1 protein-coding gene is annotated in these 1,198 nt (G+C 57.2%); it reads left to right on the top strand.

All coding sequences use genetic code 11. The annotated features are described in order from the left end of the window. Positions 1–72 precede the first annotated feature (72 nt). A protein-coding gene (locus HUJ28_02065; GenBank protein ID MBD3618244.1) for an IS3 family transposase occupies positions 73–1,160 on the top strand; the annotation gives its coding sequence in 2 pieces (ribosomal slippage) (positions 73–325 and positions 325–1,160; 1,089 coding nt in all). Positions 1,161–1,198: the final 38 nt, after the last annotated feature.

The raw sequence follows: 1,198 nt of genomic DNA, 5'->3' as shown, positions 1-1,198 counted from the left end.
GGTAATCCCCCCGAAAACTAACGGTGCTCAAAAGTAGAATTTTCTCGTAACCTATGACGAAGGAGATTCTGCATGAAAAAGTCACGTTTTTCGGACAGCCAGATCCTGGCGATCCTCAAGCAAGCCGAGTCCGGGGTGCCGGTACCGGAGCTGTGTCGTGAGCATGGCATGAGCAGCGCCAGCTTCTACAAGTGGCGGGCCAAGTATGGTGGCATGGATGCGTCGTTGATGGCGCGCCTGAAGGAGCTGGAGGACGAGAACCGCCGGCTCAAGAAGATGTATGCCGAGGAACGGCTGAAGTCCGAGCTGCGCAAGGAAGCCCTCGAAAAAAAGTGGTGAAGCCTTCCTTGCGGCGCACGCTGGCGAGGGAGGCTGTCACGGAACGGAGCATCAGCATCCGGCTGGCCTGCGAGGCCTATGGCATCAGCGAGACCTGTTACCGGTATCAGCCGCTGCTGAGCGATGAGAATGCGGAGATTGCCGACTGGCTGATCCGGTTGACCGCGAACCAGCGCAACTGGGGGTTCGGTCTGTGCTTTCTGTTTCTGCGAAACGTCAAGGGCTACCGCTGGAATCACAAGCGGGTTTACCGGATATATCGCGAGTTGGAGCTGAACCTGCGGATCAAGCCGAAGAAACGGATTGTCCGGGAAAAGCCGGAGCCACTTGCAGAGCCTCAGGCGATCAACGAATGCTGGTCAATGGACTTCATGCACGACCAGCTCGAAGACGGCCGCAGCTATCGCCTGTTCAACGTGCTGGATGACTTTAATCGCGAAGGCCTGACGATCGAGGTCGATCTATCGCTGCCCTCCGAACGGGTTATCCGGGCGCTGGATCAGGTCATCGAATGGCGCGGTCAACCCAAGGCGCTGCGCTGCGACAACGGCCCGGAGTACATCAGTGGTGCCTTGTCGGCATGGGCTTTGAAGCGAGGAATCCGGCTTGAATACATCCAGCCAGGGAAGCCGCAGCAGAATGCCTATATCGAGCGCTATAACCGAACGGTACGGTATGACTGGCTGGCGCAGTACCTGTTTGAGTCGATTGAGCAGGTGCAGGAATTTGCGACGCGCTGGCTTTGGACTTATAACAACGAACGGCCAAACATGGCCTTGGGAGGCATCACCCCTAAGCAGAAGTTGGCCATGGTGGCCTGAGTCTACTTCTGGGTGCCTTTAGAAATGGGGGGATTACC

It is taken from the genome of Chromatiales bacterium, assembly GCA_014762505.1.
Taxonomy (GTDB): Bacteria; Pseudomonadota; Gammaproteobacteria; order SpSt-1174; family SpSt-1174; genus SpSt-1174.
Note: the sequence above shows the minus strand (reverse complement) of the source record. Positions and strands in the feature narration are given on the sequence as shown.